Raw genomic sequence first — 22,817 nt, 5'->3', positions numbered from 1 at the left:
TTTTTGCTGCCTGACAGCAATGTCTGGCGCAGCTGCTAAAGTGGAGCTTGTCCCCGTCCACTGGAACGCCGCCATGCGCTACTCCCTGTTCGATGGTCAACGCGACATCATTATCCTGATCGCCCGCGTACTGTTGATGGTCCTCTTCGTCTTGTCTGGCTGGGCCAAGCTGACCGGCTTCGATGGCACGGTAGGCTACATGACCTCGCTCGGCGCCCCTGCCCCGATGCTGGCAGCTGGGATTGCCGTCATCATGGAGTTCCTCGTCGCAATCCTGTTGATCCTCGGTTTCTACACACGGCCGTTGGCCTTTCTGTTCGCGCTGTTCGTGCTGGGCACGGCGCTGCTGGGCCACCCATTCTGGAACATGGTCGACCCTGAGCGCAGCGCCAACATGACTCAGTTTCTGAAAAACCTCAGCATCATGGGCGGCCTGCTGTTGCTCGCGGTAAGCGGGCCCGGGCGGTTCTCGGTGGATGGTCGCTAAGTCAGTCGTCGCAGTCGTCGAACCAGGCTGGGTGATCGCGCTCTTCGTCATCGAGGTCATCCAGCGTTTCCTCGTCTTCCTCCACTTCATCCTCGGCGCCTTGGGCATCTGCCTCGGGCTCCATGTCGTCATAGAGAAATTCGTGGTCAAGCAGGTGATCGTGCTCGGGTTCGTGCAGGTCGTCTTCGTCGCGCATGCTGGCTCCTGGGATAATGGCAGGCCTGTATAGGCTGATCAGGGTGCCGGGTCAATGCGTGGTCGCTTAATCCTGGGTTAACCGGACCGGCGCAACCTGCAGGCTCTCCCTTCAAACGTCTTTTGCCCGCCTTCCATGGCGGGCTTTTTTATGACCCTGCGCACTTCGTTGCAGATGATGACAGCCTCATGACCTGACCTTCACGAAATGTCGACATCCGGATGGGCACACTGGCCCTGCTCCGTATGTTCTTGCAGCCCGCCGCATCCTTGCCGCGGGCTTTTCTTTTTTCCGCAAAGGCCAGCCAGGCATACGCAGGTATTTTGTGGAAGCGCCCACCTTGACCATGACCTGAAGCAGTTTTGCCTGGCCCGGCAAGGTCTATGCTGTCCCGACGATAACCCAAGCTCACATCGGATAGACACGGAGGCTCTCATGAAAGCTGCTGTCGTTGCACCAGGCCGTCGCGTGGACGTGATAGAGAAAAGCCTGCGCCCTCTCGAACACGGCGAAGCGCTGCTGAAGATGCAGTGCTGCGGTGTGTGCCACACCGACCTGCACGTCAAAAATGGCGACTTTGGTGACAAGACCGGGGTAGTACTGGGCCACGAAGGTATTGGCGTGGTCCAGGAAGTTGGCCCGGGCGTCACCTCGCTCAAGCCAGGCGACCGAGCCAGCGTTGCCTGGTTCTACCAAGGTTGCGGACATTGCGAATACTGCAACAGCGGCAACGAGACCCTGTGCCGCGACGTGAAGAATTCCGGTTACACCGTGGACGGCGGCATGGCCGAGGCCTGCATCGTCAAGGCCGACTACTCGGTTAAAGTACCCGACGGCCTCGACTCCGCTGCCGCCAGCAGCATTACCTGCGCCGGCGTCACGACCTACAAGGCAGTGAAAATTTCCAACGTCCGCCCCGGCCAATGGATCGCCATCTACGGGCTCGGCGGCCTGGGCAACCTGGCCCTGCAATATGCCAAGAATGTGTTCAACGCCAAAGTCATCGCCATCGACGTCAACGAAGAGCAACTGCGCTTCGCCAGCGAGATGGGCGCGGATCTGGTCGTCAACCCGCTCAACGAAGATGCCGCGAAGGTCATCCAGGCCAAAACCGGCGGTGCACATGCTGCCGTCGTTACTGCTGTGGCCAAAGGCGCGTTCAACTCGGCTGTCGATGCCTTGCGCGCTGGCGGGCGACTGGTGGCCGTCGGGCTTCCGTCGGAGTCCATGGACCTGAATATTCCCCGCCTGGTGCTTGATGGGATCGAAGTGGTGGGCTCGCTGGTAGGTACACGCCAGGACCTGCAGGAAGCCTTCCAGTTTGCCGCTGAAGGCAAAGTGGTGCCCAAGGTAACGCTGCGACCGATCGAGGATATCAACCAGATCTTTGACGAGATGCTGGAGGGCAAGATCAAAGGCCGGATGGTGATACAGTTCGAAGGCTGACAGGCCGAGCCAGGCCATGTGGAACCACAGCAAAGCCCGTAGATGAACATCTTCGGGCTTTCTGCTTTCTCAATTGTCAAAGGAACTGACCATGACCGCAGACTGGCACGCCGGGCCGATCACCCGTACAACTCCACTGGACAAGCATTACCGCAACACGCAGAAGGTTCGTCAGTTTCTGCTCAGTGAGTGCGGGGCGGCATTCAAGTTCGACCGAGGATTCATGCTTTGGATCAAGAGTGGCACCCCATCAACCATGGGTGACGTCGCGGACGAATGGCTACGGAGGTATGGTTGACGCTCTGTCTCTGACGGCTGCAGGCAGGTCTTGGCTGCAGCCGTTGCTTTCAGCATCTTGTCCAACGATTCAACCATGCTGGAATAATCCATTTCCTGACTCCCTCGATGGTGGAATTGGCTTGAGTTCAATCCTAGGCTGCGAACATTTCAATATTTGATGAGGAAACCTGGAAATATCACTCATCCTTCATGCTGAAGACCGACGCCCGCTAGGTGTGGTTCAAGAAAAGTGCTCAACCTGCAAGGGCGAGCCTGTGCATATGAGGAGATCGGTATGTCCATTCGAAGCTTGGCGAAGCACCTGCCGCCGGACCCTTCGCGGGAAGGCTGGGTCATCGGATGGGGGGTCCTGAGAGACCGACACCCGTGGCATTTTGTCGACGTTTATGCCGACCAGAAAACGGCCATGGCAGAGGCGCAGCGCAGAGGAGACGGCTACGTGGTGGAATTCGGCTCGCACCGCTTGGGGACGCATGAATTTATCTGCGGTGTAACCTTACCTGAAGGCTGACGCTCGATCGAAAAGGGTCATGGACAGAACTTCAGGGAATTATCTGCCCATTGGCAATAGCACTGGCTTCGAGCTTGGCACGCTCCGCGTCCAGAAAAACATAAGCGGCTTGTAGCGTTTTGATCTTCGTTTGAATCTCGGCCATCTTGGCGGCGACCAAGACGGCGCCTTGCGCGCAATCGATCGTGTTCCCCCGCCTGGCCACTAGAATGTCCCCAATCTCAGCAAGTGAAAAGCCTCCGCCCTGGGCACTCTGTATGAAAGCCAAGTCAGCAACGGTCTGTTCACTGTAACTGCGATAGTTGTTGGCTTGTCGGTGTGGCTCGATAAGCCCGAGCTGTTCGTAATAGCGCAATGTATGGCGGCTGAGCCCACTCCGGCGCTCCAACTCTCCAATATTCACGTTAAAAATCCTTGACTGTAGAGCAGGCTCTACACCTTAGCCTGCGCCCATCATTCAAACAAGGATTCAAACATGAGTGTGGAGTGCTTTGTCACCGGCGGCAGCGGCTTTGTGGGGCAACATTTGCTGGCCGGTCTTACTGCGCAAGGGCACAAGACCTGGGTGCTGATGCGCAGCCCCGGTAACATCGAACGCCTCAAGGAGCAGGTAGGCCAACTGGGGGGTAACCCTGAGTATATCCATGCCGTTGAAGGCGATATCAGCCAGGAGGGGCTTGGCCTCAGCGAAGCAGACAAAGAACGCGTCACTTCGGCCGCTGTATTTTTCCATCTCGCGGCGCAATTTTCCTGGGGGCTGACACCGGAGCGCGCCCGCACAGTCAATGTCCAAGGTGCTCTGAGCGTGGCCAGGCTTGCGGCCAGCCAGCGCATCCGATTGCTCATGGTAGGCGGCTTCATGCTGCAAAACCTCAACCACCTTGCCAGTATCGGGGTTGATACTCAGTGCCCTGAAAACACAAACTGGCCCGCAGTCTACGCCCGTGTAGGCGGCTACGAAGGCAGCAAACTCGAGTCCCATTTTGCAGTCATCCGCTATATGCAAGACGCGGATGCGGATTACACGATTGTTCACCCTGCTACGGTGTGCGGCCACAGCGAGAACGGGCATATCCTGGACGGACAACCGCTTGCCGAACTCATTCGCAATCTGGCACAAGGCCGGTTCAAGGCCATTCCCGGCTCCGCCAGTCACTGGTTGCCATTGGTCAGCGTCGATTATCTGGTGAAAATGATAACTTGCGTGGCGTTCGACCCCTCCATGGCCAACCGGCAAGTTCTGGCGCTATATGAGCGAACACCGAACTTGCAGGGAATGCTTGGGCAGATCGCAGACACGCTAAAGGTCAAGGCACCCCACCGCCATATACCCATAGGGTTGCTCAGGTCGATATTGACGATTCCGGGACTGGCGACCCGCTTGGCGATCAGCGCCGAGTCATTGAACTTTATTCAGACGCAGCGCTTCGACATGGGAAACAGCAGGCAATTGGAGCGCAAGTACGCGTTTTCCCATCCCGACATGACGCAGGCCTTGGAAAACACGGTGCGCTATGTCAACGGCTCCTTGATGAAAAAATCCAAAAGTGAGGGCGCTGGCCAGCGAGGATGACGGGCCAGGCTGATGATGCCCACTCTGTCGGATAGCTGGAAGTGTGGCGACGCAGGCATTTCACGCACTGCGTCTTCGCTGATGACAGTAAGTCGCCGCTCGACCTCCGGCGCTGCGCGCCTCCGCTATTTCGAGGCAGCCAGAAAGCCTGCCGCAGGCGCACCTTCAGCGGCGACACGTCGGGCCCGGCCAACGCCCCACGCCAGCGCCCTGGTCATCGACTCGCCAGGGCGAGAATCGAAGGCCTCCTCGAGGATAGCCATGCCACCAGGGGCGTACACCCCGATGAACATCTGCGTTTTGCCTGTCCGCGACAGCCGCGTCTGAACATCAATGTATGTCCCATCGTCGAGTGTCTCGTCGTGAGTTCGGTGATGAAGCGTCGGGTCAGCCCAGGCCCAGAAAACATCACCGCGTATTCTCATGAGACGCTCCTACGACTTTAGTTGTAGTCAGGTGGTTTATTGCCACCATAGCGAACGTGCAGTTTTACGCAAATTCGTCTGACTCATCTGTGAGCTGAATCGGACAATCGGCTATTCAGCAGCCCCGCCAAAGACTCAACGCTTGTCCTGAAGCTCGGGCGGCCAAGCGAAGAGATCAGTTAACCATTCGCCGCTCCCGGCCAGCCGGCCTGATGCAAGGCTTTGAGCAGCGTCTCACAATCCAGTCCCGGTACTGCATGGCCGTTGCCTTCGGCGGTGTCAGCGGCTAGTAAGGCGTTGATGATGGCTTCTTCCACCGCTTCGGTGGCGGCAAGAAACAACTCGCTGATATGGTCGTTGTTGACCATGCTAAGGTTGTCGGTGGTCGGCGCGCGCTTACTTTCGTAAGCTGCCGGCGGCACATGATTACCGGTGGAAAAGGCGATGAAAATGTCACCGCTGTGGTCTTCGTTACCACCACCGGTGCGGGCGAGACCGATGCTGGCGCGTTGTGCCAGGCGCGTACATTGGTGTGGCAGCAACGGCGCATCGGTGGCCAGGCAAACGACTATCGAGCCCATGCCCGGGTGCGGCAGCGAAGCCTTGAGGAACGGGGAGTCAGCCTGTTCCATGTAGCGTCCCACCGGATAGCCGTCGACGCGCAGTTCGTTACGGATGCCGTGGTTCGCCTGGACAATGGCGCCAACAGTCCAGCTGCCCTGAGTGCTACTCAGGCGCCGCGATGCGGTGCCGATACCGCCCTTGAATTCGTGGCAGATCATGCCGCTGCCACCACCGACCGCGCCCTCGATAACGGGCCCAATTACAGCATTACTCAGGGCTTCGGCCACATGCTCGTGCTTCACATGAAAACCGTTGATGTCGTTGAGCAGCCCGTCATAGGTCTCCAGCACCACCGGCATGTTCCAGTAGATACGGCCGTCATCCGGTTGTTGTTCACGGTCCAGCACAATCAGTGCATCGCGCACCACACCCAGGCTGTGGGTGTTGGTGAAGGCGATGGGACTGGTCAAAAGACCCGCTTCGCGAATCCACTCCAGACCGGTTGCGTCGCCGTTGCCATTCAACACATGGACGCCGGCAAAGCACGGTTGCTGGCTGGTGGAACCGACACGCGGCTCGATGATTGTTACCCCAGTCAGGATGTCGCGGCCGTTGGCGGTGCGTCCTCGCACATTGCTGTGACCGACCCGAACGCCCGGCACATCGGTGATGGCATTGAGGGGACCGGGTTGCAGTTGGCCGAACTGAATATTCAGGTCGCGGGCACGTGGCTTCATCGTGTCTTTCATGATCTCTCGCTCTTGTTTTGGTTTGTTTCATGACTGGGGTTTGGTCAATCATCAGCAGAACCGGGTCTGCCAATTAATTGCCGGTCTTGACCGTGTTCCACGCACGGGTCCGAATGCGCTCCAGCTTCAGCGGCAGTGGCTCCAGGGGGAAAAGCGTGGACAGCACATCCTTGGACGGATATACCCCAGGATTGTCGCGGATCTTCTTCTCTACAAGCGCAGTGGCATCCTTGTTCGCGTTCGGATAGCTCAGGTAGTTGGATGACTCAGCAATGACTTCGGGGCGCAACATGTAGTTGATGAAGGCCAACCCTTGCTCCGGGTTCGGCGCATCGTTGAGCTGCACCATACTTTCCACCCACACCGGGGCACCTTCGCGTGGAATGCTGTAGACAAGGTTTCGATGGTTGCCAGCCAGCTCGGAGGCTTTCTGCGCGTCGGAGACACCGCCCGCCCAGCCCAGCACGACGCAGACGTTGCCATTGGCGAGATCAGAGATGAACCTGGAAGAATCGAAGTAGGCAATATGGGGGCGTAGCTTCAGCAGCAGTTCCTGAGCTTTTTTGTAATCGTCCGGGTTATGGCTGTTGTATGGCAGTCCAAGGTAGTGCAGTGCGATGGGAATAACCTCGCCAGGCGCGTCCAGCATGGCCACACCGCATTGACGGAGTTTGGCTAGATTTTCTTCCTTGAAAATCAAGTCCCAGGAATTGACTGGCGCATCGGGGCCGAGTAATGACTTAACCTTGTCCGCGTCATAGCCGATGCCAGTGGTCCCCCACAAATAAGGGGCCGCGTAGCTGTTTCCGGGATCATTGCTCTGCAACTTGGCGAGGACGTCGGGATCGAGATGGGACCAGTTGGGTAACTTGGAGCGATCCAGTCGTTTCAGCACACCGGCTTTGATCAGGTTCGGTAGCAGGTCGGCACTGGCAACCACAACGTCATAACCACTGCGGCCAGCCATCAGTTTGCTTTGCATGACCTCACTGTTGTCGAACACGTCGTACACCACGCTGACGCCTGCTTCTTTCTGGAAGTCTTTCACGGTGTTCGGGGCAATGTAGTCATACCAGTTGTAGATATGGACACTTGGCTTTTGAGCGTCACCGGCCTCGGCGCAAACCACGCCAAAACTGAACAGAGAGACCAGCGCGAATTGCATGTAACGAATCCGTTTCATGGGGATGCTCCGGAGCGTTAGCGCTGAGTCCAGAGACACGAGCACTGCTCCTACTAGTTTGTGAATTACTGTTGTGGCAGGGTCGAAACAGCCGTTAAGACGGAACAATCGTTGTGTTGCTGTTGCGCCCCACAACTGATTCAGGGGATCAGGAGCTCACGTCGACCATCATCGTGCTCACTCTGATCGCCGGTCAGGAACAGGCGGCGGTCACAGAGGTAGTCATATTCGTGGCGGGCGGTGCGCAGCAGGTCGAGATCTAATTCCACCACCTGCCGACACTCTGCGCGGCCCGCTTCGAATAGCGTGCGCCCGAAGGGATCGACAGCGGCGCTGCCGCCGGCAAAAACGAGCCCTTCGTCGCCGTCGCCCACCCGATTGACCATCACCGCGAATGCCTGGTTTTCCTGAGCGCGAGCCATTATTGCAGTGCGGTGGACAGGGCCGTAAGGATCCATGTTACCGTTAGTGACCAATATGAGCTCGGCGCCGAGTTGGCCGAGCGCCCGAGCACTTTCCGGAAACTCAATGTCGTAGCAAATCAGGATACCGACACGGATGCCCTTCCACAGTGCGGTGACATAGCGGTCTCCTTGTTGGAACAATCCGCGCTCCGACGGCCAAAGGTGAGTCTTGCGATAACTCAATGCGATCCCTTGCGGGGTGACCAGCAAGGAGGTGTTGTAAACGGTGCCGGAGTCGTTCTCAGCCAGACCAATCACCGCTGAGACGTTTCGTTCGTGTACGGCGCGTTGCACGGCCTGCACACTCGGCCCGTTAACGGGCTCGGCGATTTCGGCGAGCTGTTGGGCGCTGGCAAATCCCATCAGCTGGGTCTCTGGGAAAATCAGCAGATCGGTATCCACGGCGCAGGTAGCGATGGCCTGCAATGTACGTTCCAGGTTATAAGCGGTATCGCCATCGCGACCGGAGAGTTGTACAAGTTCAATCTTCATCGGTGATCCTTTCACGTGTATGTTGGCTCAATCGCCAAACTGAACAGCACCCGCCAGGGCTGAAACGAAGTATGGAGAGCCGTAAAACGGAAAGTAATTACTTCGATGGGGTAACCCCGTATGGGTAGAAACGGGAGCATTACACTGCAGGACATGGCTTGGCACCAGGCCATCGGCAGACTAATCGAGGCACTTGACCGCCCTAATTTCTGGCTGGCCTTGGTGCGTCAACTGGATAGATACATTCCGGTGGACAGTTGGGTCGTGCTGATATTCAGCAGTGGTCGCCCGCAGGTGCTCGCTGAATGCCCAGGCAAGGATGGCGGGCCAGATCCACTCTTTCAGGACTACCTCAAAGGCCTGTATTTGCTCGACCCTTTTTATCTCGCCAACCGGGAAGCACCGCAGAGCGGTTTGTTTTGGCTAGCCGACGTGGCGCCGGAGTGCTTCGAGCAAACCGACTATTACCAACGCTACTTCCGCCTCAATGTCGTTGCCGACGAAGCACATATCAACGTCCAGCTCGACACGGAGCGCACCCTCAGCCTCTCGCTGGGAAGTGAGTGTCTCTTCAATGCAGAGCAGACCGCCCTACTCACTCTCATCCAGTCCTGGGTTGCCGCCCTGATGCGTCAGCGCATGGCATTCGAGCGGGAAGCGCTGGAGCAGAACACGTCGCCGGCACCCAGCTGGCAGAGCTGGCTGGACTCTACTGACCAGCAGTTGGATACGCCGCTTTCCGCCCGTGAACTGGAAGTTGGCCGGCTTATGCTTAGCGGCTGCTCGAACAAGGAGATCGCGCGCAAGCTGGCGATTTCCGCAGAGACTGTGAAGGTCCATCGCAAGCACATGTACAGCAAACTCGGCATTAAATCTCAGTCCGAGCTGTTCTCATTATTTTTGAACGCACAGAACTGAACTCGTTTTCTCATGATGGCTTCAAGTTCTAAGACAATCGGTCTCGTTGCGGGCAGTATTCCGCCGAGCCGGCGGCGCAACTCAATGTTGGCCAGGCGCCGGGACTGGTAAGGGCCGCTGACGTAGGAGAACGACAGGGCTTCTGCCGCCTCACCACGCTCAGCAACCACCCAATCTCTGATCGAAACCTCGGGGTAAGACCGGCAGCGACTGAGGATCGTCCTGGAAACGAACGGAGTGAGCAACAACCTAAGCCTGCTGCTCGATAAGGTTACGCGGCACACCAGCCAGCACCTTTCGCTGTGCTTCATCCAGCTCCGCGATATCCAACCGAAGGCCGCATAAGAGATCTACGACCTTAGCGAGGCAAGCGTACTGCCGGGCCACTCGAAAGAGGGAGATCGCAAAGCCCTCGAAAGGCTGAAGTTTCAGAACTCCACCCCGAAAGTTTCGGAACTCTTGCCTTTTTTCGACCCATAAAGAAAAACCCCGCAGACGTTAATCTGCGGGGCTTTCGAATGGTGGAGGCCGAGGTCGGAATCGAACCGGCGTAGACGGATTTGCAATCCGAGCTAAGAATCGCCGTTTCATGCGTGTTGGACTGTGGAATCAGTTCCAAAACTGAAGCAGGATTTGACAACCTGTAAGCCGTATTCTACAAGGGTCGCCGTTTCAGTTTTGGAACTCATTTCCTTGGTGAGAAATCACCCCGAAGGTGGATAAGCCGCAGCTAGAAATCTTTTAGCTTGTCAAGCTTGGAGCGCCCTTCGAGCGCTTCACCAAGCTGTTTTGCTGTAGCATTCAAGTTACTAACCACCTCAGGATACCCCTGCTTCGAAGGCTCTTTCCAGCCACACTCTGGAGTTGACTGAAGCGCTTTATTAATCGTCAACTGAAGTCGAGCCTTCTCATCCTTCGCAATGAAGCTGATGTCATAACCCGACACACACGAAACCGCCACCATGCCAGTATCCATTTTCCATAATGTTACTGCCTTCGCGATTATCAGCCCCTCACTTTCATCCTCCACTCGCCCTATCGCCTTGGAGTCTCCATAGGCAGTCGCAAAGTAGTTACGAGCATTTTTGAACAGCTCACCCTTCGTCTTTCCCGGGACATTGTAGTCATAGGTGAATTCACGCTGCTCATTCGTCATAGGCTGAAACGCTACGTCATTCACACAACCAGCGAGACTGCAAGCAGTCAATGCAACTAGAATAATCTTTTTCAACTCACTTCCCTCGTGATGGCATAGTGCTGTGCATCGATTATTCAGTCTTAGGTTGTATATTTCAATCACGTACACACGCTTCTCAGCCCCACTCAAGCTTGACCTTCTTTCAGAGGTGCTGGCCTGACCTTCCAGTACTGCAGCAGTAGCGTGAGAGTCGAACCTCAGGCCGCGCCGTTAGCGGCCTGTGAATCGAGCCTGTCTAATACGATTCGGCCAGTTTCGTCGACTTTCGCCCTGTAAAACCGAGATGCTTTCGAGCGGTTTTAGACAGCAAAACCTCCCTCCTCCGGCATTCTGCCGACCGTTTCCATTCCTTATCAAGCCAGTCACAGTTCGGCGCCTTCCAACGCCCACATCCTGGCCGCCTCGGCAAGCTCAAGCATGTCGACTAGGTCATCGTCGTCCACATCCCGCCGCCGGCGAGCGGCATAAGCCATCTCACTTAGCACGGCCCCACGTCCGTCAGGATCTGTTACCAGGGCAACCTGATCGCCCAGCTCGGCCAGCCAAGCCTGCGGCAGGTCAGTTGCCATAATCACGCACCGCCCGGCACCACCACGACTGCGCGTACAGCACGCCGTCGATCTCCTCGATGCCGTTGATATTGATCCCGAGCTGGGCCATACCATTGAGCTTGGCGTCGTGCAGTCGCGGGATGATGTCGGGTCCGGGCGTCGGGTTGAAAACCCAGCCTGGGTGGCAACCCGGCCCAGAATTTCGCTGTGGTGGTCGCCTATGTAGATGTCAGCCCGCAGAGGCTTGACCTTCCTGAGCTGCTCAGAAGAGATTGCCACGCCATTCACGCGGCGGCGAACGAGTAGGAAATACATGCGGCACCGATACTGTACAAAAACACAGTATCGTATAGATGGTCCAGCCTGCGGGCAATGACCGATCAGCGGGTTAGTGCAGTGGTGGCAATTCCTTGCCGCGCAGCTTGGCGATCACCCGAAGCTGGTAATCTGATACCACCTGGAACAGAGACTCAGCCAAGAGGCGTAGACGCTCTAGCTCCTCAGGTGGCGCACCACGGTCTTGGGCTTGGTGATACTCACGCATGGCGTCGATAGCTTGCTGAATCAGCGGCTCACCGGCCTCGACCATGCCAATGAAGGTGCGCTTGTCCATTGCTCGCCCTCGATCATTTGATGAGCGCATTATAGGACGCTTCGCACGCCTTACCCGCTATTCGGGCTTGGTCATAAGCTTTCGCCAGCTCTCCCGCTCGTTCATCAGCCCGTGTGAGCAGGTCGGAGAGCACCATAGCGGCGCGGGTGGCTGCTTGGCCTCGGGCGATAGCGGCGGTATCCGGGCCGGGGCAACTGATAGCGGCAGCGAACTGTGTGGCTTCACCGCGCAACCGCTGGCCAGCAACATTGGCCCCAGCAGCATCAGAATCAATAACCGCTCGTTCTTTTTGAGCATGAGCTCTTGCCTCCTCTTGCGTCGTGGCGCGTCGTTGTTCTTCCTGGCGCGCCCCACGTTCGCCGATTATCTCAGCAAGGCGATCGCCGCTATCCCGTTGTGCTGATGCTTGGCCGGCGTTCGTCCGCTCTACCGCTATGCCATGCTGGTAGGCGCCCCAGTGGGAAGCCAGGCCCAGCGATAGCATCAGCAGCGCCAAGCGCGGATCAAGGCCGGTCATACACCCAACACCTTGCGGGCCTTCTCCCACAGCGCCATGCGGTCGGCAATGCCGTTGACGCCACCATTGATCTTCCGGGTGATGCCGACGAAGTCGCCGCGATCTGCCAGCGTATTGAGGCCACGCGACTGCCAGAACCAAGCCGCCGATGCGGCCGCGTGCTGCGGCAGCTCCAGCAGCTCAGGCTGGTTGACCAGGTCGAGGCCCAGCGCCTCGCCACAGGCCTGGTAATTGGCCAGGCCGGTAATCTGGATCAGGCCCCGGCCGCGATACTTCTGGCCATCGCCATCGGCCGCCGGCGTGTTGCCCAGCCGCGCCGCCAGCGCGCCGGTGTCGTACTTGGCCAGGTACTTGTCATTGCCCAGCTCGCGCACATGGCGGAACTGGCCGGACTCATGGCCGATCTGCGCGATAAACGCCGCCTGCCGCGCCGGCGTGACGATGCCGCGCGCGCCCATGGCGGTATTCAGGGCAGGTGCAAAAACGCCGGCTTTAGGGCCGGCGTTCGGGAGAATCTGCTGCAGTTGCTGGATAGATAGTGCCATTGCTTGCTCCAGTGTTGGCCGCGCGCGGCCGTGGGGTTACAGCTGCTCAACCTTGAGCGGCTTTTCTTCTTTCGCTTTCTTGCCCGAGGCCTTCGCCTTGCCCTTCTTGCCGCCGTTGCATTCCACGGTGGTAGTCCAGCCGTTGGCGGTAAACACCTGCTCGACGCTGTCCACCAGGTACTCACCATCGAGCCCGACCTTGAAGCCCTGGGCGCTGATCGAGCACTCAGCGAACAGGTCAGTGCGCCCGGCCATTTCCAGGCGCACGCTGGCTGTGCTGCGGTTGAACGCGGCCAGGCGCGCCTTGGCGGCCTGCTCGGCGGCGGTCTTGTTGGGGTAGATATGGCGGTCGGTATGCACGGGCGGCAGGCCGTCGGGCGACTCGCCGTTGTCCAGCTCGACCACCTTCAAGGCGCCGGTTTTCTGGTCTTGGTGCTGGGTCTTCACAGCCTTTTGCGTGCTGCGATCACCAAGGCGAAACTGGTACCGGGCAACGTCCGTCTTGTTGATGGTGACCACCTGCAGCGACTTTCCGGATGTGCTCTTACCGCCCTGCCGGGGCATGACCAGCAGCTTGCCCTCGGCCACCTTGGCGGTGCTGTCGTACTGCCTGGCCAGGCGCGTGATGAAGTTAAAGTCGGACTCGTTGCGCTGGTCGACGCGCTCGACCTTCGTTGTCACCGGGCACACCGGCTCCCAGCCGTTGCGCTTGGCCACCTCGGTGACGATCTGCGACAGCGGCACGCTTTCCCAACTACCGCTGCGCACGGTCTTGCCGCTGCCGCGCATGTCACTGGCCTTGCCGAGAATGGTCATTTCGTCCGGCGGCCCGCTCAGTTGCACCTCGTCTACCGTATAGGCGCCCATGCGCTTGAGGGGCTGGCCCTCATAGCCCAGCAGGACCTCCACCCGGCCGCCACGCGCGGGCAGCGCAACAGCTTGGGCACGGTCGTCAATGCGCAGCTCGAACTCGTCCGACTCCATGCCGGGCTTGTCCGAGATGCGCAGCAACAACAGGCGGTCATTGATCAGCGCGGTAATGTCGTTGCCATCCGCAATGATGCGATAGGTGGGTTTCATGCTTGCTCCAGGAACGAAAAACCCCGCACAGGGCGGGGTTCGTTACGCGTAACGCCGGGCGAGCGCCGGCGCAGAAATGAAAAACCCCGCAAGGCGGGGCTTTGTGTTGCTAGTTGCTTATCGGCACCAGAGACAAGGCATTAGGCTCCACCTTGATGACGCTGCCACAGGTCGGACAAGCAAATACATCGTCTTGCTTAGGGTCAATGGGCAGGCACTTGGTGCAGGCCGGGCAATCGCCCTCAACCATCACCGGGCGCGGACCAAAGGTTTTCCAAAGCATCAGGCCAAAGATACCGACGCCCATGGCCCAGCCTATGATCGGAATGAAGCACAGCCCCACCGCGATCACAGTCCCAAACAGCAGCCAGTTTGAGCGCCGGTTAATCTCGCTCCACCAGCCAGGTTTGTAGCGTCTCAGCTCAGTTGAATTAGCCATCGTTCCCTCAGCTCCATGCAAGTGAGCGCGATGGTATCGGTCGCGATCAAACAGGGCAACTTGCCATCATGCGAACAGCTGCAGCAGCTCCACCGCCGGCGACGACAGGTCGGGTAATTGAATCAACAGGCCGGCGCGGTACGGCTGCGCCTCCCTGGCCAGGTCCGGGTTAGCTTCCAACACCGCCTCGACCGTACCGTTGAGATTGCCGTAGTGGTGCTGGCAAATCACATCGAGCAGGTCACCGCTAGACGTTCTGCAGGTCGTTGCCATAGCTCACAAACTCCAGGGTAAACCCTTGTTTACGGGGGATACCGCCTGCCAGCAGGTAGCCCTGTTCTTCTTCCACGCTCACAAGGCACCAGTCACCCAGTACCTCGCCATACCCCGTGACCAGCTTCAGCGCCTGCAGGTTGCGGCCGATGCTGCGCAGCACGTTCAGTTGCTTAATACCGCCCTTGTGGTGCGGGAAGATCGCGCCCTTGAGCGTTATCTTTTCCTCGCCCAGGCCGACGGCTTGCTGCGCCACACTGCGGCGCAAACGCTCCTGACCAGCCCAGCGGAATTGCGTTTGCCGGCGCAGCTCGTCAAAGGCGGCCGTATCCAGGTTGAAGTAATACGGCTCCTTTTTCGGGTCGTGCGGCTGGATGATCAGCAGATGCGGGAACGGTGCGACCGCCTCGGGCAGTGGCGTGGCCGAGCCCATCAGCCCGCCCGAGGGCAGGATGTTGGCCAGCGACGGGCTTACCATCCCCGCCACCCGCTTAGCCTCGGCCGTGACCTTAGCCGCCATTGTCTTGAACGTGCCGAGGCGTTCCTGCACCTGGGCGGCGCCGGTGACGGCTCGGCTATACATCGACGCCACTTGCCCCACCTGAGACTGCGCCACGTTGATACTGCGCACGATACGCCCCAGCTTGGCCCCGGCCGCGGCCCCCACAAACGGGATATTTTCCAGCTCCGACGCGGCACCCGTGATGCTGCTTACCGCACCATTGAGCGGGGCCAGCATGCCGTCCATGCCCTTTCGCCCCGCCTCTCCGGCTGAAATCAACCCCGACAGGGAGGATTCCAGCTGCTCCATGTAAGGCATAGGCCCTCCTTAAACGTGTGGTTGATCGTACAGCTGGGCCGAGGACATGCGCGCCGATACTTCGCGCTGCCACGCCTCGAACAGCTGCCGCAGGGGCACCTCAATTTCGCGAACCACCTGCGAAGGGTCCTTTACATCACCCAACACATCGATCTTGATGCTGGGCGCAAACGAAAACGCCTGATCGACTTTCGGTGCCGGCACCGGGGCCAACGCGGCGACCTTGGCGGGCTGGGCCAGATCGGGCATCCGCTGAGGCTCCGGCACCGACTTGGCCGCCATGTTGCGCACCACATCGCCCAACCCCGTCCTTTCCAGGGGCGAGCCCTGGTCGACCTTCTGCACCTCAGACTGACCACGCTGCATAACCCTGGTAATGGTCGGCGCAACGCTGGCCGGCACTTGCGGCACTTTCTGCAACTCACGAAGAGCCATCCCAAGCGCCTGACCAGCATCAATCGGAACAGGCGCGGGTTTTGGCTGGGGCGGCGGGGCGTCAAGCGACAGCGAAGGCGAAAAATCCTCCCCCAGCCCGGCGTTGGTGCCCGAAAAGCCGCCCACACCCTCGAACAGGTCTCGCTTGGCAAAGCCTGGTAGCTGCTCGTAGCGCCGCTCAATTTCCTCATCGCTCATCTGATCGACCGAGAGACCCGCACCAGGCGCCGGATGCACCGGGGCGACCGACCGACGCACGGACTCGCCAAGGCCGGGAGCGGCGTCCTTCGATTCCGGTTCAAGCGCCTCGCGTGACGCACCAGGCTTAGCCACCGCCTCGCCCAGCTTCGTGGGTTCCGGCAATGCCGGCGAAGGCGCGGCCGCTGGATCAGCCTCAACCGGGGCCAAGGTGCCAACGTTGCGCACCGTGTTACCCACAGCCGGCACAGACGCCACCGGCTCAGCCTTAGCCGTCGGCCTGCCTTCCTGCACAGGCGCAACCGTTACGCGTAACGCATCCCCTGCAGCCGGCATTTTCGGCTGCGGTTCGACCAGCGCCGAGGGCGCTGCGTTGCGGACCGTGTCACCCACAGCCGGCACAGACGCCACCGGCTCAGCCTTGGCCGTCGGCCTGCCTTCCTGCACAGGCGCAACCGTTACGCGTAACGCATCCCCTGCAGCTGGCATTTTCGGTTGCGGCTCGACCGGCGCCGAGGACGCCGCGTTGCGGACCGTGTCACCCACAGCAGGAGCCGACGCCACCGGTTCAGCCTTGGCCGCCGGTTTATCCTCCTGCTCAGGCGCCGCCGTTACGCGTAACGCCGCTCCCGCCGCCGGCTTTTCCGGCGCTGTCTTATCCTCGTCCTCGGGCTGCTGGCTGCCAAACCAGGTCCTGCCCAGCCAGGCACCAACGGACTCGCCACCCAAGCCACCCAAGGCCGCACCGACAACACCACCGACGGCGGTACCAATGACCGGAACAATCGAGCCAATCGCCGCGCCTGCAGCCGCTCCTGCAGCCGCTCCTGCCATACCGCCCGCCACACCGCCGTAACCCTCGGCCTTCTCGTCTTGGGTCTCGGCATTTAGCGCCACATCGAGCACGCCCGGCACCGCATCGATCAGCTTGCCACCAGGCAGCTTGCCTGCGGCCTTGGTGATGCCGCGCACACTGCGCACCATACGGCCCAGGTTGTTCGCCTCGCCGGCCAGCCCAGCCACACCAGTGAGCGCTTTGGCACCCACGGCCGGCAAAGGCGCTTTGGCCGCCGGCGTAACAGGCGCGCGCCCCGTGTCGGCCGAAACGCCAGCTCGGCGCCGACGACGGCGACGCGCACGACGACTACCGGCCTCTACAGAGGCCGAACCAGCCGCGCTACCACCCAGGCGGCCGATAGCGTCAGCATTAACCACAAATACGCGCTGCGGCTCGCTGTCGACGCCTGGGGCCGGGTCATTGCTGGCAGTAGCGCCAAATACCTTGCCCAGTACACCCAGCCCGGTGTCGAGCACCTTGTTGCCCGTCTTGGGCAGTTCGATAGGCGCCCGCTCAGCACGACCAGGACGGCCAGCGAAACGCTCCAGGCCACGACCGCGCGCGATATTGAGCACACCCTTGCCGATCTTGAACGCACTGGCCGCAGTCCGCAGCGCCAGGATGGCGGCCACGGTGCCAGCAATCCCAGTGACGACCGACGGGAAAGCGTCCGACAGGGAGGTGATGCCACGGGCGACCGCCGTCAGCCCTTTGGCCGCCATGTCGGTGGCCGGGCGGATGGCATCGCCAATGCTGCGCATGGCGTCGTCAGCGGCCTGGACCGTCTCCGCCCATTGCTGGGCCGAGGTTTCGCGGCGCTCGGCCAGGTTCTTGTCGAGGATGCCACCGACCTTCTGCGCGTTGGCGGAATTGGCCTTCAGCTCCTCATACAACCCCCGGTTCTGTCCGTAGGCAGTCAGCGCCGCCTTGACCTGCATGTCAGCGAAGATATCGCCGGTGCGCAGGGTCTTTTCCAGGGCTTCCAGTGCCGCCCTGGCCTTCTCCGGGTCGGCTTCTTTGTCGATGTTGGCCTTAGCCGCCTCGATCTTCTTGGCCTTCTCCGGGTCCGTTTTCTCGACGTATCTCATGGCCAGGGCCATGGACGCCTCAATAACGTTCATGCCCTTCTGCAGGCCAGTATTCATTGAGGCCTGGTAATCAATGCCGGCGTCTTTGTAGGCCTTGACCACATCGCTGGAGCCGATCTTCTCCATCCAGTTCTTGAGGTTGTTTGCAGCCTCATCCGAACCGCCGGCGGTCTTCATCTGCACCTGCAGCATGGAGCCCAGCGAAGTCACCGCATCCAGCCCGGTGATGCCGTTCTTCTCCATGCCGGCCAGCAGCTGCGGGAACCACTTGGCCATGTCGCTGGCCTCGAAGCTACCCGCCTGGCCCTGGTAGGCGATAGCCTCCAGCGCCTGCTGCATGACCTTCGGATCGCTGATCTTGGCGTTTTGCTCAAGCGCCTGGATCATTGACGCCGTGTCGACGCCCGAAGCGCCTTGACCAACAGCGAACTTGGCCGCCACCGGCGCATAGGCAAGCGCCTTGTCCAGCTCCATGCCCGCGCCGACCAGCTGGTTAACCAGGGCGGCCACATCGTTCCGCGCCATCCCGGTATCGGCGGCCGTGTCGATGACCGTCCGGTTTAGCTGCTGCTCTCGGGGCTTATTGACAATGTCAGCCTTGATCGCAATGTCGCGGATGATCGCTTGGTAATTCGCGCTGATCATCGTCGGCGCAGCGACAGCAGCCGTAGCCGCCACCGTCTGGCCAATGTTCGACTTGAGCGAATCCTTGCCGGCCTGCAGCTGCTGGTGACCCTTAAACTGCAGATCGGCGGCGCGCGCCTCGCGGCCTAGGCGCTGATATTCGCGGCTCAGGCGCCCGACCTCGACGCCCTGACTACGCAGCGCCTCTAGGTTGCTGTTCAGCTTGCGCTGCAGCTTGTCGGCGCCGGCAGCGCCACTGTCGTGGGCGCGCTTCCATTCCTCGCGCAGCTTGATGGTTTCGCCAATGGTGCTTTTCAGCACCTTGGCCTTGTTGCCCTTGGCTTCCAGCTTCTGGATGCCGCTTTCTACCGTCTTAAAGGCGGTGCCGACCGTTGAAGCGACGGCACCCCCGATGACCAGCATCAAAGGCTTTAACGCCATTGCTTACCCCCCTCGCCGGCTCAGTCCGAGAGCCACCACACCACATCCGAATAAGCCATGGTCATGATTTCCTCGGCCGAGAAATTCAGCTCGGCGGCCAGCTGCTTGGCGGCCGCCTTCACGCTCTCGGGATTACAGTTCGTCCTCTCGCACCAGAAAGGTGTACCCGGTCGAGACGCGGTTGTAATCCTTGTAGGTCAAGCCCTCCAGGTCCTTAACGCCGACCTCGGCCAGGGAGGCGAACAGGTTCAGCTCGCGTTGTTCGTCGTCGCCATCCGAGGTCTTGCTGGACATGCGCATATCGCGCACGGTCGGCGCGCGCAGGGTGATGGTGTCCACCTTGATGCCATTCATCTCGGTTGGCTTGGTCAGGGTGATGGTGACGTTTTCAGCGGTCAGCTTGAGGTACTTCGGTGCAGGCTTGCTCATGACTCGGTGTCCTTGAATCGGAAAGGAATGCGAAAAGGTTGCGGGTGTTACAGGCCGAGGTCGCGGCGCTGACTGGCCAATTGATCGACGCCATTGATGACGCGCTTCATGCCGATCGGATCAATCTCGTAGATGGTTTCGCCGCCGACTTCCAGCTTGTAGTAAGTCGCAGCAATACCGTGCTTGAGATCGGCCTTGTCGCCGGCCTTCCAGTCACCAAAGTCGACCTCTTTCAGGGTGCCGCGCAGGGTGACGATCACCGCCTTGGTTTCGCCTTTCTGGCCCTTGTAGGAGCCTCGGAACGTGCCGTTGAAGGCGTTACCGTCGGCCAGGCCGAAGAACTTCAGCGACTCTTTGCGCACGCCGGTGGTGGTGAAGTTGGATTCCATCTTCTCCATGCCCATGTCCAGCTCGATTGCCATGTCCATGCCGCCGGCGCGGTGTTCCTCGGTTTTGAGGGTGAGCTTGGGCAAGGTCAGACTGGGTACATCACCCTGGAAGCTGAAGCCGTCCACGAACAGGTTCAGGTTGGCCAGGGTTTCGGGAATCATTGCCATGTGATGCGCTCCTTACGCGACTTGATCGAGGACTTCGGTCAGCCATTGATTGGTGACTTCGATACGGAAATTCGGGTTTTCGGCCGGCGGAACGTCGGTGAAACGGATGTTCCAGTACACCTTGCCCTGCTCCAGCTGGCTGGCCGAGTTGAGCACCGGGTCGGCGTAGACCTCGAAGTTGATGATTGCGCCCTGGGCTTTCAGGTCGCGCATGAAGGCCTGTAGGCCCTCGGTTACGTCGCGGATGTAGGTCGAGGTAATGCCACGGTCGACCGCCCACTTGTGGCCGTACAGGATCGCGTCCATGACCATGTCCATGGTCCGCACGCGGGTGACAAAGGCCCACTTCGGATCGCTCGACAGGGTCCGGTTGCCCCACAGGCGGAAACCGTCGTCGCGGATGATGGTCGCGATATCGGCGTTGTTGAGCAGGTTGGCACGGCACGTCTCGTCGCCGTCCAGGTACTCGATCGCGCGGGTGGTGCCGGTGAGGCCGACGAATTCCTTGTTCGACGGCGACGACCAGAAGCCGTATTCGCTATCGGTATAGGCAAATAGGCCTGCCGCCCAGGCCGAGGCCGGCGCGTCTACCATCGCACCAGACTCGCCGGAAGTGGTGTCCCAGTACTGCACACCAGGATCGACCATGTACATGCGCCTGCTGCCGAACAGCTTGCGGTAGGTGGTGGCCGCCTCGTCAGTGGTGCCGGGGCCGTCGATGATCGCGAGCGCGCGCAGCTTTTCCGCAATCGACTGCATGGCGGTGGCCACCGCCTGGGTCGCGCTGTGCTTGGGCGCGATGATCAAGCGCGGCTGCGCGTTGAAACGGCTCTTGCCATCGAGCAGCGCCTGCAGGCCGGTACGCTTGCCGCTGGCCTGCACGCCACCAATGATCCCGGAAGTTTGCGCCGCCGGGTCGACCACCTTGGCCACGCCGGTGGCAACGATCACCGCCTTGGAGCGGGCATAGATCGCCCGACAGGCTTTGGTGATAGCCGAGGCAGCACCGAACGCGGCGACGGCTTCGTGCTCGTTGGTGATCAGCACCAGGTCGCCCGCCTTGGCCGTGGCGTCGGCGCCTTCGGTGAAGGTGTCGACCAGGCCGATGATTGAGGAAGACGGCAGCGAGACGTTGCGCGCACCGCTGTCGACGTTCGTTACGGTAACGCCGTGAAAGAATCCAGCCATTTGAGACTCCAGAAAGCACAGGGCCGCGTCATACGCGGCCCAAGGGTGGAAGAAAGGAAATCAGTCAGTGCTGCAGGACTTGCAGCGCCTGGACCAGCAGCGCCACGGTCAGGCAGGCCACCAGGGGACAGAAGAAGTCGAGGCGACCGTCTACGGTCCAGCGCCAGATGCGCAGGCCGTCATACCAGCGCAGATTGGCCAAGTGCACCGACTCGATGTGCGCCAGGTTGCGCTCGCCCTGGGTGTACTCGCGGCCGGCGAAAAAGAAGATGCCGGCAGCGGCGCCGGCCCAGTGGCCAGCGGGGACGCCAAGCCAGGCCAAGACGCCCCACAGGGCGCCCATGATCAACAACGCCGCCAGGATGTGCTCGAGGTGGGTTCGGTTCATGCGTGCCCTCCAGGCACAAAAAAAGCCGCTTAGCGGCCCTTGGGGTTTACGGGGTGACGATCAGATCAAGCGGCGTTGCCGACGCCCTGAACACTGGCATGGATGGCGGCAATCGCTTCTTCGGCAATCGCCCAAGCAGCATCATGGCTGGCCGCACTGAGGGCATCCTGCTTGCCCTTGAGACGAGCCGCGCGAATCTTGTACAGCGCCCCCTTCCAAGCCTTGGCCTCGACCAAAATGCTCTCGGTCGCGGCCTGAGCATCCAGATGGGCAGCATCCATCCAAGCCTGCACAGTCGGCGGCACCTCACCGGCATAACCTGCAGCAGCGAATGCCTCGGCCTCTTGAGCGGCCACCTGATACTCCAACGCGCGCAGGGAATCACCCAGCACCGCACGACGGGCCGAGTCGGCAGCTTGGTCAATCTGCTGGGCGGCAGCGATAAGCGCCGCCCCCAGTGGAAGGCGGTCATAGTCGAAGCCGGCCAACAGCTCGCCGTTGAAAGTGACATTGAGATTACTGGTTTGCATGGCGAATCCTTACAGAGTGGAAAGGTTGGTCATTACGTTGGCCACAGTGTTGGCAGCGGTCCCCGCTGCCACACCAACGAAGTAACGGCCAGCCATACCGGATGGGAAGGTGGTCAGGTAGACCTCAAACATGATTGCGGTATATGTCGCGGCTGCCATGTAAGCCGTAGCACCGGCAGTGTCGGTAACTTTGCAGTTGGACATTTTGACAGGGAAGATCGGGGACGCTCCCAAGTCCAGGGTGCGGAAAAAGCTGTTGTTGGTGCCGGCCGGCGCAGGGTTTAAGCCCGTAGCCGAAGGGAGCACAACTTCAATATCCCGCAGCAGCACTGTGGAGCCACCCCAGCCCGAGAAGCTATGCAACAGGTTGCTCAAGCCGGTCGGCGACAACGCATAACCCGAGGTGAGTTTGCGCATGGTGTCAGTTACGTCGCTCTGCAGGAACAGCACGCGACCTTGAATGTTGATGGTGCCCGACATCACATAGTCGGCCTGCAGAAGTGCGGTGCAAAGCCCGCCAACCGGGGTGCTCGACAGGGCTTTTTCGATGGTCTTGAACGGCTTGTCGGCGGTGTTGCCGTCGTTGGTGTCCAGGCCGGTCAACTGGTTGACGTACCATGTCCGGTTAGCCGACGGGATAGCCGCAATAGCAGCAGCGACCGCCGCCTCAATACCCGATTTCTTGCTGCCGAAATAGTCAATCAGCGCGGTGGTTTTTGTAACCAGGTTGGCCACATCAGTTTCGAGACTCATACGT

28 protein-coding genes and 1 pseudogene are annotated in these 22,817 nt (G+C 60.0%); 6 read left to right on the top strand and 23 right to left on the bottom strand.

Features of this window, described 5'->3' with window-relative positions; genetic code table 11:
- Positions 1-73: 73 nt before the first annotated feature.
- On the top strand, positions 74-487 hold the full coding sequence (locus ACF8FB_RS03435; protein ID WP_010954664.1) for a DoxX family protein: 414 nt from the start codon (positions 74-76) through the stop codon (positions 485-487).
- 1 nt (position 488) lies between these two features.
- On the opposite strand, the gene ACF8FB_RS03430 is transcribed toward ACF8FB_RS03435, so the two are convergent.
- Entirely contained in the window at positions 489-683 is a 195-nt protein-coding gene (locus tag ACF8FB_RS03430; RefSeq protein WP_020191346.1) for a hypothetical protein, read from the bottom strand.
- 435 nt (positions 684-1,118) lie between these two features.
- On the opposite strand from ACF8FB_RS03430, the gene adhP reads away from it, so the two are divergent.
- From adhP to ACF8FB_RS03415, 3 genes are all read left to right on the top strand, one after another.
- Positions 1,119-2,129 (top strand): alcohol dehydrogenase AdhP, encoded by a 1,011-nt coding sequence (gene adhP, locus ACF8FB_RS03425; protein ID WP_010954666.1) that lies wholly within the window; start codon positions 1,119-1,121, stop codon positions 2,127-2,129.
- 91 nt (positions 2,130-2,220) lie between these two features.
- Complete coding sequence (locus tag ACF8FB_RS03420) at positions 2,221-2,427, top strand: DUF6434 domain-containing protein (RefSeq protein WP_392511038.1); 207 nt, start codon at positions 2,221-2,223, stop codon at positions 2,425-2,427.
- 276 nt (positions 2,428-2,703) lie between these two features.
- The gene (locus ACF8FB_RS03415; RefSeq protein ID WP_020191348.1) at positions 2,704-2,940 is read left to right on the top strand and encodes a hypothetical protein; all 237 of its coding nucleotides are present in this window, start codon (positions 2,704-2,706) and stop codon (positions 2,938-2,940) included.
- A 31-nt stretch (positions 2,941-2,971) separates the two neighbouring features.
- On the opposite strand, the gene ACF8FB_RS03410 is transcribed toward ACF8FB_RS03415, so the two are convergent.
- A complete protein-coding gene (locus ACF8FB_RS03410; RefSeq protein WP_020191349.1) occupies positions 2,972-3,343 on the bottom strand; it encodes a MerR family transcriptional regulator in 372 nt (123 codons plus the stop codon).
- 72 nt (positions 3,344-3,415) lie between these two features.
- On the opposite strand from ACF8FB_RS03410, the gene ACF8FB_RS03405 reads away from it, so the two are divergent.
- Complete coding sequence (locus ACF8FB_RS03405) at positions 3,416-4,513, top strand: SDR family oxidoreductase (protein ID WP_392511037.1); 1,098 nt, start codon at positions 3,416-3,418, stop codon at positions 4,511-4,513.
- A 125-nt stretch (positions 4,514-4,638) separates the two neighbouring features.
- Here the strand turns inward: ACF8FB_RS03405 and ACF8FB_RS03400 are convergent, their stop codons facing one another.
- The 4 genes from ACF8FB_RS03400 to ACF8FB_RS03385 all read right to left on the bottom strand — a co-directional run bounded on the left by ACF8FB_RS03400 (position 4,639) and on the right by ACF8FB_RS03385 (position 8,390).
- Positions 4,639-4,938: a hypothetical protein gene (locus ACF8FB_RS03400; protein ID WP_010954670.1), complete on the bottom strand. Its 300-nt coding sequence runs from the start codon at positions 4,936-4,938 to the stop codon at positions 4,639-4,641.
- A gap of 179 nt (positions 4,939-5,117) precedes the next feature.
- Positions 5,118-6,239, bottom strand: a complete 1,122-nt coding sequence (locus ACF8FB_RS03395) for a P1 family peptidase (protein WP_049587969.1) — start codon at positions 6,237-6,239, stop codon at positions 5,118-5,120.
- Positions 6,240-6,324: 85 nt separating this feature from the next.
- The gene (locus ACF8FB_RS03390) at positions 6,325-7,434 is read right to left on the bottom strand and encodes a polyamine ABC transporter substrate-binding protein (protein ID WP_010954672.1); all 1,110 of its coding nucleotides are present in this window, start codon (positions 7,432-7,434) and stop codon (positions 6,325-6,327) included.
- A 140-nt stretch (positions 7,435-7,574) separates the two neighbouring features.
- Positions 7,575-8,390: a carbon-nitrogen hydrolase family protein gene (locus ACF8FB_RS03385; protein WP_392511036.1), complete on the bottom strand. Its 816-nt coding sequence runs from the start codon at positions 8,388-8,390 to the stop codon at positions 7,575-7,577.
- Positions 8,391-8,510: 120 nt separating this feature from the next.
- Between ACF8FB_RS03385 and ACF8FB_RS03380 the strand changes: the two genes are divergently transcribed.
- Entirely contained in the window at positions 8,511-9,308 is a 798-nt protein-coding gene (locus tag ACF8FB_RS03380; RefSeq protein ID WP_010954674.1) for a helix-turn-helix transcriptional regulator, read from the top strand.
- A gap of 730 nt (positions 9,309-10,038) precedes the next feature.
- Here ACF8FB_RS03380 and ACF8FB_RS03375 read toward each other — a convergent pair.
- The 17 genes and pseudogenes from ACF8FB_RS03375 to ACF8FB_RS03295 all read right to left on the bottom strand — a co-directional run bounded on the left by ACF8FB_RS03375 (position 10,039) and on the right by ACF8FB_RS03295 (position 22,813).
- The gene (locus ACF8FB_RS03375) at positions 10,039-10,539 is read right to left on the bottom strand and encodes a DUF4468 domain-containing protein (RefSeq protein WP_392511035.1); all 501 of its coding nucleotides are present in this window, start codon (positions 10,537-10,539) and stop codon (positions 10,039-10,041) included.
- Between the two features lie 329 nt (positions 10,540-10,868).
- A complete protein-coding gene (locus ACF8FB_RS03370) occupies positions 10,869-11,075 on the bottom strand; it encodes a hypothetical protein (protein WP_392511034.1) in 207 nt (68 codons plus the stop codon).
- Positions 11,065-11,372 (bottom strand): annotated as a pseudogene (locus tag ACF8FB_RS03365) (hypothetical protein). Before ACF8FB_RS03365 ends, ACF8FB_RS03370 begins: the two are co-directional and overlap by 11 nt.
- 73 nt (positions 11,373-11,445) lie before the next feature.
- Positions 11,446-11,670, bottom strand: a complete 225-nt coding sequence (locus ACF8FB_RS03360; protein WP_392511033.1) for a hypothetical protein — start codon at positions 11,668-11,670, stop codon at positions 11,446-11,448.
- 13 nt (positions 11,671-11,683) lie between these two features.
- Positions 11,684-12,187 carry a DUF2514 domain-containing protein gene (locus ACF8FB_RS03355; protein ID WP_392511032.1) on the bottom strand — a complete coding sequence of 168 codons (504 nt, stop codon included), beginning with the start codon at positions 12,185-12,187 and terminating at the stop codon, positions 11,684-11,686.
- Positions 12,184-12,732, bottom strand: coding sequence for a glycoside hydrolase family 19 protein (locus tag ACF8FB_RS03350; protein WP_232859132.1), 549 nt, complete (start codon positions 12,730-12,732; stop codon positions 12,184-12,186). The genes ACF8FB_RS03355 and ACF8FB_RS03350 overlap by 4 nt, the downstream gene beginning before the upstream one ends.
- Before the next feature lie 36 nt (positions 12,733-12,768).
- Positions 12,769-13,812: a phage late control D family protein gene (locus tag ACF8FB_RS03345; RefSeq protein ID WP_392511031.1), complete on the bottom strand. Its 1,044-nt coding sequence runs from the start codon at positions 13,810-13,812 to the stop codon at positions 12,769-12,771.
- A 109-nt stretch (positions 13,813-13,921) separates the two neighbouring features.
- The gene (locus tag ACF8FB_RS03340; protein WP_232859134.1) at positions 13,922-14,251 is read right to left on the bottom strand and encodes a hypothetical protein; all 330 of its coding nucleotides are present in this window, start codon (positions 14,249-14,251) and stop codon (positions 13,922-13,924) included.
- A gap of 66 nt (positions 14,252-14,317) precedes the next feature.
- Positions 14,318-14,524, bottom strand: a complete 207-nt coding sequence (locus ACF8FB_RS03335) for a tail protein X (protein WP_232859135.1) — start codon at positions 14,522-14,524, stop codon at positions 14,318-14,320.
- Positions 14,499-15,344 (bottom strand): phage tail protein, encoded by an 846-nt coding sequence (locus ACF8FB_RS03330; RefSeq protein WP_392511030.1) that lies wholly within the window; start codon positions 15,342-15,344, stop codon positions 14,499-14,501. The genes ACF8FB_RS03335 and ACF8FB_RS03330 overlap by 26 nt, the downstream gene beginning before the upstream one ends.
- A 9-nt stretch (positions 15,345-15,353) precedes the next feature.
- Positions 15,354-18,968 (bottom strand): phage tail tape measure protein, encoded by a 3,615-nt coding sequence (locus ACF8FB_RS03325; protein WP_392511029.1) that lies wholly within the window; start codon positions 18,966-18,968, stop codon positions 15,354-15,356.
- 132 nt (positions 18,969-19,100) lie between these two features.
- A complete protein-coding gene (locus ACF8FB_RS03320) occupies positions 19,101-19,397 on the bottom strand; it encodes a phage tail assembly protein (protein ID WP_232859138.1) in 297 nt (98 codons plus the stop codon).
- A 47-nt stretch (positions 19,398-19,444) separates the two neighbouring features.
- Entirely contained in the window at positions 19,445-19,954 is a 510-nt protein-coding gene (locus tag ACF8FB_RS03315; RefSeq protein ID WP_392511028.1) for a phage major tail tube protein, read from the bottom strand.
- Between the two features lie 12 nt (positions 19,955-19,966).
- Entirely contained in the window at positions 19,967-21,142 is a 1,176-nt protein-coding gene (locus ACF8FB_RS03310; RefSeq protein WP_392511027.1) for a phage tail sheath subtilisin-like domain-containing protein, read from the bottom strand.
- A gap of 64 nt (positions 21,143-21,206) precedes the next feature.
- Positions 21,207-21,530, bottom strand: coding sequence for a hypothetical protein (locus ACF8FB_RS03305; protein ID WP_392511026.1), 324 nt, complete (start codon positions 21,528-21,530; stop codon positions 21,207-21,209).
- A 65-nt stretch (positions 21,531-21,595) separates the two neighbouring features.
- Positions 21,596-22,060 (bottom strand): hypothetical protein, encoded by a 465-nt coding sequence (locus ACF8FB_RS03300; protein ID WP_330142792.1) that lies wholly within the window; start codon positions 22,058-22,060, stop codon positions 21,596-21,598.
- A gap of 9 nt (positions 22,061-22,069) precedes the next feature.
- Positions 22,070-22,813 (bottom strand): hypothetical protein, encoded by a 744-nt coding sequence (locus tag ACF8FB_RS03295; protein WP_330142791.1) that lies wholly within the window; start codon positions 22,811-22,813, stop codon positions 22,070-22,072.
- Positions 22,814-22,817: the final 4 nt, after the last annotated feature.

The organism is Pseudomonas sp. yb_2 (genome assembly GCF_043103905.1).
Taxonomy (GTDB): Bacteria; Pseudomonadota; Gammaproteobacteria; order Pseudomonadales; family Pseudomonadaceae; genus Aquipseudomonas; species Aquipseudomonas alloputida.
This window is presented reverse-complemented; position numbering and strand designations above follow the sequence as displayed.

Coding starts and splice junctions, on each gene's coding strand:
- ACF8FB_RS03435 (WP_010954664.1), top strand. CDS start 74: ATGCGCTACTCCCTGTTCGATGGTCAACGCGACATCATTATCCTGATC.
- ACF8FB_RS03430 (WP_020191346.1), bottom strand. CDS start 683: ATGCGCGACGAAGACGACCTGCACGAACCCGAGCACGATCACCTGCTT.
- adhP (WP_010954666.1), top strand. CDS start 1,119: ATGAAAGCTGCTGTCGTTGCACCAGGCCGTCGCGTGGACGTGATAGAG.
- ACF8FB_RS03420 (WP_392511038.1), top strand. CDS start 2,221: ATGACCGCAGACTGGCACGCCGGGCCGATCACCCGTACAACTCCACTG.
- ACF8FB_RS03415 (WP_020191348.1), top strand. CDS start 2,704: ATGTCCATTCGAAGCTTGGCGAAGCACCTGCCGCCGGACCCTTCGCGG.
- ACF8FB_RS03405 (WP_392511037.1), top strand. CDS start 3,416: ATGAGTGTGGAGTGCTTTGTCACCGGCGGCAGCGGCTTTGTGGGGCAA.
- ACF8FB_RS03400 (WP_010954670.1), bottom strand. CDS start 4,938: ATGAGAATACGCGGTGATGTTTTCTGGGCCTGGGCTGACCCGACGCTT.
- ACF8FB_RS03395 (WP_049587969.1), bottom strand. CDS start 6,239: ATGAAGCCACGTGCCCGCGACCTGAATATTCAGTTCGGCCAACTGCAA.
- ACF8FB_RS03390 (WP_010954672.1), bottom strand. CDS start 7,434: ATGAAACGGATTCGTTACATGCAATTCGCGCTGGTCTCTCTGTTCAGT.
- ACF8FB_RS03385 (WP_392511036.1), bottom strand. CDS start 8,390: ATGAAGATTGAACTTGTACAACTCTCCGGTCGCGATGGCGATACCGCT.
- ACF8FB_RS03380 (WP_010954674.1), top strand. CDS start 8,511: ATGGGTAGAAACGGGAGCATTACACTGCAGGACATGGCTTGGCACCAG.
- ACF8FB_RS03370 (WP_392511034.1), bottom strand. CDS start 11,075: ATGGCAACTGACCTGCCGCAGGCTTGGCTGGCCGAGCTGGGCGATCAG.
- ACF8FB_RS03360 (WP_392511033.1), bottom strand. CDS start 11,670: ATGGACAAGCGCACCTTCATTGGCATGGTCGAGGCCGGTGAGCCGCTG.
- ACF8FB_RS03355 (WP_392511032.1), bottom strand. CDS start 12,187: ATGACCGGCCTTGATCCGCGCTTGGCGCTGCTGATGCTATCGCTGGGC.
- ACF8FB_RS03350 (WP_232859132.1), bottom strand. CDS start 12,732: ATGGCACTATCTATCCAGCAACTGCAGCAGATTCTCCCGAACGCCGGC.
- ACF8FB_RS03345 (WP_392511031.1), bottom strand. CDS start 13,812: ATGAAACCCACCTATCGCATCATTGCGGATGGCAACGACATTACCGCG.
- ACF8FB_RS03340 (WP_232859134.1), bottom strand. CDS start 14,251: ATGGCTAATTCAACTGAGCTGAGACGCTACAAACCTGGCTGGTGGAGC.
- ACF8FB_RS03335 (WP_232859135.1), bottom strand. CDS start 14,524: ATGGCAACGACCTGCAGAACGTCTAGCGGTGACCTGCTCGATGTGATT.
- ACF8FB_RS03330 (WP_392511030.1), bottom strand. CDS start 15,344: ATGCCTTACATGGAGCAGCTGGAATCCTCCCTGTCGGGGTTGATTTCA.
- ACF8FB_RS03325 (WP_392511029.1), bottom strand. CDS start 18,968: ATGGCGTTAAAGCCTTTGATGCTGGTCATCGGGGGTGCCGTCGCTTCA.
- ACF8FB_RS03320 (WP_232859138.1), bottom strand. CDS start 19,397: ATGAGCAAGCCTGCACCGAAGTACCTCAAGCTGACCGCTGAAAACGTC.
- ACF8FB_RS03315 (WP_392511028.1), bottom strand. CDS start 19,954: ATGGCAATGATTCCCGAAACCCTGGCCAACCTGAACCTGTTCGTGGAC.
- ACF8FB_RS03310 (WP_392511027.1), bottom strand. CDS start 21,142: ATGGCTGGATTCTTTCACGGCGTTACCGTAACGAACGTCGACAGCGGT.
- ACF8FB_RS03305 (WP_392511026.1), bottom strand. CDS start 21,530: ATGAACCGAACCCACCTCGAGCACATCCTGGCGGCGTTGTTGATCATG.
- ACF8FB_RS03300 (WP_330142792.1), bottom strand. CDS start 22,060: ATGCAAACCAGTAATCTCAATGTCACTTTCAACGGCGAGCTGTTGGCC.
- ACF8FB_RS03295 (WP_330142791.1), bottom strand. CDS start 22,813: ATGAGTCTCGAAACTGATGTGGCCAACCTGGTTACAAAAACCACCGCG.